Source organism: Nostoc sp. (genome assembly GCF_036917635.1).
Taxonomy (GTDB): Bacteria; Cyanobacteriota; Cyanobacteriia; order Cyanobacteriales; family Nostocaceae; genus Nostoc.
This window is the reverse complement of the sequence record NZ_JBALCW010000064.1, coordinates 19,605-29,854: the sequence shown is the minus strand read 5'-3', so window position 1 is coordinate 29,854 and position 10,250 is coordinate 19,605. Positions and strand designations below refer to the sequence as shown.

Genomic DNA, 10,250 nt, shown 5'->3' with positions numbered 1-10,250 from the left:
CCACGCTCTAAAGATATTTTGATGATGTATTAATTAAATCATCTTAAATCTGACTAATCCAAGTGTTTTTTTCTTAGTTGTGAGAAATCCGGGTATAGCTTTCAACTCCTAACTCCTCACTCTTAACTCCTAACTTAAAATTACTCACTCTCAATTAGCAATACCAAATACCCTATGTTCGTAGCTGTTGATCAAATTGAAAAAGTTTTTGAATTAACTGGTGGTGGCAAATATATCGCCCTCAAAGGAATCGACCTCGAAATTAAAAAAGGAGAATTCGTTTCTTTGATTGGTCACTCCGGTTGTGGTAAATCCACCTTATTAAATATGATTGCGGGTTTGGATTTGCCTACTGAAGGTCTTGTCACCTTAGAAGGACAAAGAATCACCAAACCCGGCCCAGACAGGATGGTGGTGTTCCAAAATTATTCGCTATTACCTTGGCGGACGGTAAGAGAAAATATTGCCCTCGCCGTGGACTCAGTAATGAAAGGTTTACCCGCAAGCGATCGCAACGCCATTATCGAAAAACATATCAATATGGTGGGTTTGCGTCCCCATGCTGATAAACAACCAGGAATGTTATCAGGTGGACAAAAACAGCGAGTTGCGATCGCCCGCGCTTTAGCGATTCGTCCCAAATTACTCTTGCTAGATGAACCATTTGGTGCATTAGATGCACTCACACGCGGCAATTTGCAAGAACAACTCATGCAAATCTGCGAAGAAAATCAAGTTACTGCCGTGATGGTGACACATGATGTAGATGAAGCGGTGCTATTATCTGACAGAATCGTGATGCTAACCAACGGCCCCGAATCTAAAATTGGCGATATTTTAGAAGTAGATATTCCCAGACCCCGCAAGCGGATGGAAGTAGTAGAACATCCCAGCTATTACAGCTTGCGGAGTGAGATGATTTACTTCCTGAATCAGCAGAAGCGCATCAAGAAAATTCGGGCGCGGAAAACTGCCGATATTGCCCGTCATGGATTAGAAAAAGTTAACCTAGAAATTGGCTTTTTACCTCTGACAGCTTGCGCCCCCTTAGCAGTTGCTAAAGAAAAAGGCTTCTTTCTCAAGCACGGTTTAGATGAAGTTAACCTGGTGCGCGAAAGCAACTGGCGGGGTATCGTCGATGGCATAACTGGTGGTTATTTAGATGCGGCTCAAATGCCTTCAGGAATGCCGATGTGGCTAACTTTGGGGGGACATAATAACCAACCTTTACCCGTTGTCACCGCCCTAACCATGACTCGCAACGGTAACGCCATCACCTTAGCTAAACGCTTTTACGAGCAAGGCGTGCAAACCTTATCAGACTTCAGAAATCACTTGATTCTCACCCGCGAACAACGGCACACAATGGGAGTAGTACATCCCGCATCGATGCACAACTTGCTGTTGCGTTACTGGCTAGCGGCTGGAGGAATTGACCCCGATAGCGATGTGGACATGAAGACCATTCCCCCAGCGCAGATGGTAGCCGACCTAAAAGCCGGAAGCATTGATGGTTACTGTGTGGGTGAACCTTGGAACTACCGCGCTGCTGTGGAAAATGTCGGCTTTACCATCGCTACCGACTTAGAAGTTTGGTTTGGACACCCCGGTAAAGTTCTTGGTGTGCGGGAAGATTGGGCAGAAAATTATCCAAATACGCATATCGCCTTGACTAAAGCTTTATTAGAAGCTTGCCATTATTGTGCAAATCCCGAAAATACCCAAGAAATTCGCCAAATTTTAGCAGGGCGAGAGTACGTCAGCACTGATTTAGAATACATTCAACTCGAAGATCCAGATAGTCTCACCTGTGACTTAGATCATCCGTTGCGAGACTATGCCCATCACCAGTTTTATTCTGAGTCTGCCATTAACCGTCCCAGTCGCACCGAACAAATTTGGATTATGAGTCAATTGGCGCGTTGGGGTGACACTCCCTTTCCCAGAAATTGGGTAGAAGTTGTTGAACGGGTGTGTCGTGTCCGGGTTTTCAGCACCGCCGCCCGAGAATTAGGTTTGGATATTAGCTATATTCGCCAACCGATCAAACTCTTCGATGGTACTCCCTTTAACGCCGACGATCCGATCGCTTATCTCAACAGCTTGAAAATTAAACGTGATTTTTCAATTGCCGAAGTTGTTCTTGATACACCGAGAAGAAGACTTGCATCATAAAAAACTGCTGAGAGAAAGAGGAAGCGGAAGAAGTAAAACATCACCCGCCAGTCTTTAAACTCCATTAACAAACAAGTTAACGATTTCTTCCTTCTCTTCCTTCGCGTTCTTTGCGGACTTTGCGGTAATGCCTCCGGCACGCTCCGCGAACGTTAAAAAATTGACTTTGTGTCCTTTGCGTATTGTGTTAGTGAGCCTTTAAAATCTCACGATTTATGCAAAATCATGAAAAAACGAACCACAAAGTACGCAAAGGACACAAAGGAAGAAGAGTTTCAGAGGGTTTTTGCGTAAGTCCATATTCATGAGCCTTTGAACTTTAACATCAAGCTTTGTAACCCCCAAAATACCATGCAAAACCGTAACTTCACACCTACAAGCACACTAGGAAAACCATTCGTTCCTGCAACCACCAACCGTAGACCATTCCTAGAAATTAAAGACGTTACCAAAGTTTATCCGACAAAGCAAGGCCCCTTCACAGTACTCGACGGCGTTAACCTCAACGTCGAACAGGGGGAATTTATTTGCCTCATCGGCCACTCTGGCTGTGGCAAATCGACGCTGTTAAATATGGTATCCGGTTTTAACTTTCCCACCTCCGGGCAAGTATTACTCGAAGGAGAACCAATCACCAAGCCAGGGCCAGACAGGATGGTTGTTTTCCAAAACTATGCCTTGCTACCTTGGCGAACTGCTTTTGAAAACATCTACTTAGCTGTTAACGCCGTTTATCCCAACAAACCACAAGCCGAAAAAAGAGCGATCGTGCGCGATCATTTAGCAATGGTGGGACTGGCTGATGCAATGGAAAAGAAACCAATGCAAATGTCTGGCGGTATGAGACAACGGGTTTCTATCGCCGGTGCTTTGGCGATTCGTCCAAAAGTTTTAATTTTAGATGAACCATTTGGGGCGCTGGATGCCATCACCAAAGAAGAGTTACAGGAAGAATTGCTCAAAATTTGGGGCGATAACCGTTGTACAGTGTTGATGATTACCCACGACATCGACGAGGCACTATTTTTAGCAGATAAATTGGTAATGATGACCAACGGCCCTCATGCAAAAATTGGTGAAGTTATGGAAATTCCGTTTTCTCGTCCCCGCGATCGCGCCCGGATCATGGAAGATCCAAAATACTACCAACTACGTAATTATGCCCTAGATTTCCTCTTTAACCGCTTTGCCCATGATGACGTAGGTTAAGCTAATCTTTTCCTAAGTTTTCACTCTAAAAAATGGTTCCTTCCAGACGAGTTTATTTATTGTTGGTTTTAGGTATAGCTATCGCCCCGATTCTATGCCTTTTTCTCAACATTAAAGCAGCGATCGCCATCATTTTGCTATTTGATGCGATCGTTCTCGGATTGATGGTTGTAGATGGTTTGCAGGTGCGGCGTTCTCGCGTGCAAATTAGCCGCGAATTACCCTCACGATTATCTATTGGGCGCGATAATCCAGTGGTGCTAAAAGTAACATCGCCAAAAGCCAACGCCCTAATTGAAATCTGCGATTACTACCCAACAGGGTTTGGCATATCTGCACCCACACTTCATGCTATTATTCCCAGTAACAGCACCCAGGAATTGACGTATACCGTCAACCCAACACAGCGCGGCGAGTTCCCTTGGGGAAATATTCAAGTTCGACAGTTGGGAATTTGGGGATTAGCTTGGGATGATTGGCAAATTCCCCAAAGTCTGCCAGTGAAAGTTTATCCTGATTTAGTTGGGTTGCGATCGCTGACAATTCGTTTAACATTGCAATCATCAGGATCAATCCGCCAATCTCGTAAAACTGGTATTGGTACAGAGTTTGCCGAACTGCGGAACTATCGCACTGGTGACGATTTGCGGTTTATTGATTGGAAAGCTACCGCCCGTCGGGTTGGGGCTTATAATAATGCAACGCCACTGGTAAGGGTTCTAGAACCCGAACAGGAACAAACTTTACTAATCTTGCTCGATCGCGGGCGATTGATGACAGCAAAAGTGCAGAATTTGCAGCGATTTGACTGGGGTTTGAATGCAACTTTATCCTTAGCATTGGCAGGGTTACATCGAGGCGATCGCGTCGGTGTTGGTGTATTTGACCGCCAGATGCATACGTGGATTCCCCCAGAACGCGGTCAACATCATTTGAATCAGCTAATCGATCGTCTGACACCAATTCAACCAGTGTTATTTGAGTCTGATTATTTAGGGGCGGTGACAAATGTTGTGCAGCGTCAAACTCGCAGGGCGCTAGTAGTGGTGATTACCGACTTAATTGATGTCACCGCTTCTACAGAACTCCTGGCTGCACTTTCCAAACTAGCACCCCGGTATCTGCCATTTTGTGTCACTCTGCGAGATCCGCAAGTTGATCGTTTAGCACACACCTTTACAGATGATGTTACAGATGCTTATGCCCGTGCAGTGGCACTAGATTTATTAATGCAACGACAAGTAGCTTATGCCCAGTTGAAACAAAAAGGTGTATTAATACTAGATGCACCAGCAAATCAAATTGCCGATCAGGTAGTTGAGCGATATCTGCAACTCAAAGCCCGGAATCAACTTTAGCCAATTGCATTAGACCTCTTGCAATCCCTAACACCCCACCCCCAACCCCTCCCCGATATTTTGGAGAGGGGAGCGTAAGTTTACTCAAATGCGGCGTGGGTTCTTTAATTCTTATTCCTAATCACAATTAAACAACCACAAAATTGTTGTTGGTTAGTGTCACACCAGCAGATAATTGTGCAAATTTTACCTGAGTAAACCCAGACGCACTACCATCTTGGTCAAAAAACAGTCCACCTGTAACATTGTCATAGATGAATCGTTGAGCATTAGTACTTGCAGATGTTCCAAGGATAAACTGACTTGGCTTAAGTGAACCTGGTGATAACCCGCCACCAAAACCAACAGCCGATACCTGAATCAAGTCATTAGTGGGCTTAAAATCATAAAGTCTATCAATGCCTTCATTGAAACTATTGAAAACAAAAGTATCATTCCCACTGCCACCATAGAGAGTGTCATTACCAAAACCACCTGCAAGGATATCATTCCCACTGCCACCATAGATTGTGTCATTCCCACTGCCACCATAAAGGGTGTTCTTACCAGAGGCGTTAGAGGCGGAAATATAATCATTGCCAGCGCCACCATCCAGTAGGTTATTGCCTTTTGAATTGCTAGCATTCAAGTTATCGTCCCCAGCGCCACCGTTAAGGGTATTATTGCCTATGGAGCGAGAGTCGTATGTGATGGAGACATCGCGTGGTGAGTTCGGGTCGCTGGGAGTGTAGCTGTAGTAGCCAAAGATGGAGAGATAATCATTGCCATCACCCCCAGAGAGCAGGTTATTGCCTGCTGAACCGCCAGCACTCAAAGTATCCTTACCTGCACCACCGTTGAGGGTATTATTACCAGACGAACGAGAGTCATAGTCTTGGTAGTCATTTCCTTTGTAGTAGCCAGAGATGGAGAGAGAATCATTGCCATCATCCCCAGACAGCAGGTTATTACCTGTTGAACCCTCAGCACTCAAGTTATCGTCACCAGCGCCACCGTTGAGGGTGTTTTTGCCAAACGAGTGAGAGTCGTATACGTCGTCTGGGTAGCTGAAGCTGGTGTAACCAGAGACAGAAAGAAAATCATTGCCATCGCCCCCAGAAAGCAGGTTATCGCCAGCGAGGGAGTCATTGCCCGTACCACCAATAAGGGTGTCATTCCCCGCACCACCAATGAGAGTATCATTCCCCGCACCACCCCGCAGCAAGTCGTTGCCACTCTTGCCATCAATGCGGTCATTGCCCCCCTGACCATTAATGACATCATTTGAGTTGTCTAAACCTGTAATGTTGTTGGATAGGTCATTGAGGAAGGTCACGGTGTTTTTGATGCCCAGGCTAGTTTGAGTGGAGTTAGCATCCAGGATATTAAAGCTGCTGGTAATGCTAGTTTGCCCATCAAACAGGATATTACCAGCAGATGGTCTTGTTCCAGAAGCTTTCAGATTGCCCAAGTTTTCTAGTTTGAAGTTTTGCAGGATAACTATGGCATCAGCCTTCCCTGCAAAGGTAATTTCTACATCGCTGCCATTCTGGGTAAGCAGCAGATTTGGAGCAGTTAAGCCTGCACCCTGGAATTTAATAGTGTCCACTTCAGCAATGACTGCTGCTGTCGGGTTAGTTGCTTTACCTACCCCGCCGAAATCAGTGATGGTATCAGTACCGTCGCCCAAGTTGTAAATAAAAATATCTTTGCCACCGCCACCAGTCAGCGTATCATTCCCCTGACCACCAATGAAAGTATCATTGCCCTGACCACCTTGTAGCAAGTCGTAGCCGTCGGTTCCAACGATATTTGCCATAATTTTTACCTGACTAAATCAATTTTTTCACTAACTTAAGTTCTCAACCTGCTGTTAGTGCTTTCGGACACAAAAAAGTAGCCGAAAATTTAAGTTTTCGGTATACTTTCATATCACTCTTGAGGGAGAGCAATTTTCATTTGAAGATTCAGCATATAAAAAGGCTTGTAAGTAATACTTGCCAACTGATTTAGGACTATCTAAGCCGAATGGCACTGTACAAATTCATCAGCGTGTGCATTAAGGAAAACACATAGTTTCAGGCTTTTTTATCATCCTTTATTATCTGTGAAAGCTGAAAAAAACTCGAAAAATTAAGCTGAAATGCCTAAAACTCCCACTCAAGAGGTTGGTTTTTTGTCAATGCGTAAGTCTTACTAGCGTTAAATAGAGAATAGTTTACTTTTGATAGTCAAAGATATTTTTATGCGCTCCTTGGGGTCTATTGTCGGTGGATATCTAGCTTGGAAATAGGAAAAATCTAAATAACTTGACAACAACTACATAGTAACGTACTTACTTAAATGTCTATGTTGAAAAAAACAAGTTTACATATTCTTCATATTATTACCAGGGTGGCCGTATCAGAGCATCCCAATCTTGCCAAAAGACACAGGACTAGTACAAAAACTCTGTACAAACCTCTTTCCTTTGCGTTCTTCTCTGACGAGACGCACTCGCGTTTGCGTCTATGCGGTTCGTTATTTCATTCTCCACCTAAGTCAAAATACCGTATAAAAATAAACTTGCACATTTGGGATGCTCCCATATTAAGCACCTTGCATTCTCAATATTTATCGCTTAGTAATGCAGCGCTAATAGGATTAACCAAAGACAAAATTGTTTTCGGTTAGTGACAATCCAGCAGATAGTTGTGCAAATTGTACCTGAGTAAACCCAGACGCACTGCCATCTTGGTCAAAGAACAGTCCACCTGTAATATTGTCATAGATGAATCGTTGAGCGATCGTCGTTGCAGATGTTCCGATGGTAAATTTACTACCTGATAATGAAGCTCCGTAATCAGAACTATACGGTATTTGAATCAGGTCATTAGTGGCGTTGAAGTCATAAAGTCTATCAATGCCCTCATTGTAACTGTTGAAAACAAAGGTATCAGCACCATCCCCTCCATACAGGGTATCATTACCCTTGCCACCATAAAGGGTATCATTCCCCTTGCCACCTATGAGGAGATCATTACCAGAACCACCATTAAGAGTGTTATTACCTAATGCGCTATATGCACTAAGAGTATCGTTACCATCGCCCCCTAAGAGCAAATTAGTGCCTGTTGAATAATCAACAATTAAGTTATCAGCACCAGCGCCACCGTTGAGGGTATTATTTCCTGATGCTCTGCGATAAACTCCTTTGCCAGACTCGCCCTGTTTGTCGTACTCATAGCCAGAGGCACTAAGAGTGTCATTACCATCATCTCCAGACAGCAGATTGTTGCCTGATGAATAGTCAATATTTAATGTATCGTCACCAGTACCACCGTTGAGGGTATTCTTGCCAGAAGCGGCGAAGAATTCGTGCACCTCCAAGTAGCCGCCAGAACCGTTGAATAATTCGTAATCCTCTAAGGAACCAGAACCGGAGAGAGAATCATTGCCATCGCCACCATTGAGGAGGTTATCGCCTTTTGAATAGTTAACATTTAATGTATCGTCACCAGCGCCACCATTAAGGGTATTATTGCCAGAAGCGACGACGAATCCTACGTAATCATCATAATAAGAGCCAGAACCGGAGAGAGAATCATTGCCATCGCCACCATTGAGTAGGTTATTCCCTGTTGAATAGTTAATATCAAATGTATCATTACCAGCTCCACCGTTGAGGGTGTTATCGCCTGAAGAGAGATCAATAATGCCGGGTCTGGGACTCCCAATTAAGGCATTGAGATAATCATTACCATCGCCACCATTAAGTAGGTTATCGCCTTGTGAAGCGCTAACATCCAAGGTATCATTACCAATGCCACCATCGAGTAAGTTATTGCCTGTTGAATAGTTAGCAGTCAAGTAATCATTACCAGCACCACCGTTAAGGGTGTTATTGCCTGAAGCACCAACGGCACCACCAATCAAGTACTTGAACCCAGACTCAAAGAGAGAATCATTGCCATCGCCTCCATTGAGCAGGTTATCGCCTGTTGAAGAGTCAACACTCAAGTTATCGTCACCAGCGCCACCGTTGAGGGTATTATTGCCAAAGACGCTAATGGTAGAGCTGTAGTCGTTAGAGGCATAGAGAGAATCATTGCCATCGCCACCATTGAGCAGGTTATCGCCTGTTGAAAAGTTAATATTTAACGTATCGTCACCAGCGCCACCGTTGAGGGTGTTATTGCCAGAGACATAATAAAGATTAGTAGTACTGTATGTGTCGCCAGAAGCATAGAGAAAATCATTGCCATCGCCACCGGAGAGAAGATTATTATTGCCTTCAAAATACTTATAGTCAGCATTCGAGTTATTGCCAATACTACTAAGGATCTTATTCTCCGCACCAGCAAAAAGTGTATCATTTCCTACACCACCAATGAGAGTATCATTGCCCGCACCACCCCGCAATAAATCGTTGCCACTTTTGCCATCAATAAAGTCATCACCCCCCTGACCATTTATGACATCATTTGAGTTGTCAAAGCCGCTAACATTATTGTCGAGGTCGTTAAGGAAGGTGACTGTGTTCTTATTGAAGATAGTGCTTTGGGTGGAGTTGGCATTGAAGACATCAAAGCTATCACTAACACTACTTTGCCCATCAAACTCTATATTGCCCAAGTCTACAGTCGCTCCTGTAGATTTGCTCAGGTTATCCAGGTTTTCCAGGGCAAAGTTTTGCAAGATGACTTTGGTAGAATTTATCCCATTAAAGGTGATTTCCAGATTGCTGCCATTCTGGGTAAGCAGCAGATTTTCGGCAGTGAAGCCTGCACCTTGAAATTTGATGGTATCGACTTTGGCAATGGCTGCTGCTGTTGGGTTTGTTCCTTTACCTACGCCACCGAAATCAGTGATGGTATCTATGCCGAGGTTGAGGTTTGAGGAGTATATGTCGTCGCCGAAGTTGTAAACAAATATATCTTTGCCGCCACCACCAGTTAGGGTCTCGTCGCCCTCCTTAGCTGTGATGGTATTGTTGCCTGCAAGACCCTTAATCGTGTCCGCGCTGTAAGTGCCTAGTAGGGTATCATTCCTGTCGGTTCCAATAATATCTGCCATAATTTTTACCTACCTAAATCGATTTTTTCAGTAACTTCAGTTCTCAACCTTGAGTTTAGTACCAATCATCCGCACACATACCGAAAGTTAAAACAATCTAATGGGGGTATTGTGGTAGAAGTCATACCAACAGAAAATGCCTGGAATACAGAAGCTGCGGCTGAGTTTACAGGCGATCGCACAGCAGAAAGTAAAAGACGGCAATATGCGATGTCTACGACGGGCTAGGCCTACGCACCCGAAGTTATGTTAAAAACACAAAGGGAAGGCATTATTTACAACCTGACAAACAAAGAGAATTAACAGACATCTAAGATTCAGGATAGAGATAAATAAACCTTATCATTCAACTATTAATTACCCCTTGAAATAAGCAATCAAGGGGTTTTTTAGTGCCTATCTCTCCTATGTGTGAATTTAGTGTGAGTATTAGTGTGACTAAATTAAGATGCTTGAGAGATAAGCATTCTAGGG

General features: G+C 44.0%; 4 protein-coding genes and 1 pseudogene. 3 read left to right on the top strand and 2 right to left on the bottom strand.

The window, feature by feature from the left end:
• The first annotated feature begins 174 nt into the window (after positions 1-174).
• The 3 genes from V7K32_RS16315 to V7K32_RS16305 all read left to right on the top strand — a co-directional run bounded on the left by V7K32_RS16315 (position 175) and on the right by V7K32_RS16305 (position 4,742).
• Positions 175-2,175, top strand: a complete 2,001-nt coding sequence (locus tag V7K32_RS16315) for an ABC transporter ATP-binding/substrate-binding protein (RefSeq protein WP_334994879.1) — start codon at positions 175-177, stop codon at positions 2,173-2,175.
• A gap of 351 nt (positions 2,176-2,526) precedes the next feature.
• A complete protein-coding gene (locus V7K32_RS16310) occupies positions 2,527-3,384 on the top strand; it encodes a nitrate ABC transporter ATP-binding protein (protein WP_334994878.1) in 858 nt (285 codons plus the stop codon).
• A gap of 32 nt (positions 3,385-3,416) precedes the next feature.
• Complete coding sequence (locus V7K32_RS16305) at positions 3,417-4,742, top strand: DUF58 domain-containing protein (protein ID WP_334994877.1); 1,326 nt, start codon at positions 3,417-3,419, stop codon at positions 4,740-4,742.
• 127 nt (positions 4,743-4,869) lie between these two features.
• On the opposite strand, the pseudogene V7K32_RS16300 reads toward V7K32_RS16305, so the two are convergent.
• Positions 4,870-6,540: pseudogene (locus V7K32_RS16300) on the bottom strand (calcium-binding protein); the annotation flags it as partial.
• An 824-nt stretch (positions 6,541-7,364) separates the two neighbouring features.
• Complete coding sequence (locus V7K32_RS16295; protein WP_334994875.1) at positions 7,365-9,776, bottom strand: beta strand repeat-containing protein; 2,412 nt, start codon at positions 9,774-9,776, stop codon at positions 7,365-7,367.
• Positions 9,777-10,250: the final 474 nt, after the last annotated feature.

Coding starts and splice junctions, on each gene's coding strand:
- V7K32_RS16295 (WP_334994875.1), bottom strand. CDS start 9,776: ATGGCAGATATTATTGGAACCGACAGGAATGATACCCTACTAGGCACT.
- V7K32_RS16310 (WP_334994878.1), top strand. CDS start 2,527: ATGCAAAACCGTAACTTCACACCTACAAGCACACTAGGAAAACCATTC.
- V7K32_RS16305 (WP_334994877.1), top strand. CDS start 3,417: ATGGTTCCTTCCAGACGAGTTTATTTATTGTTGGTTTTAGGTATAGCT.
- V7K32_RS16315 (WP_334994879.1), top strand. CDS start 175: ATGTTCGTAGCTGTTGATCAAATTGAAAAAGTTTTTGAATTAACTGGT.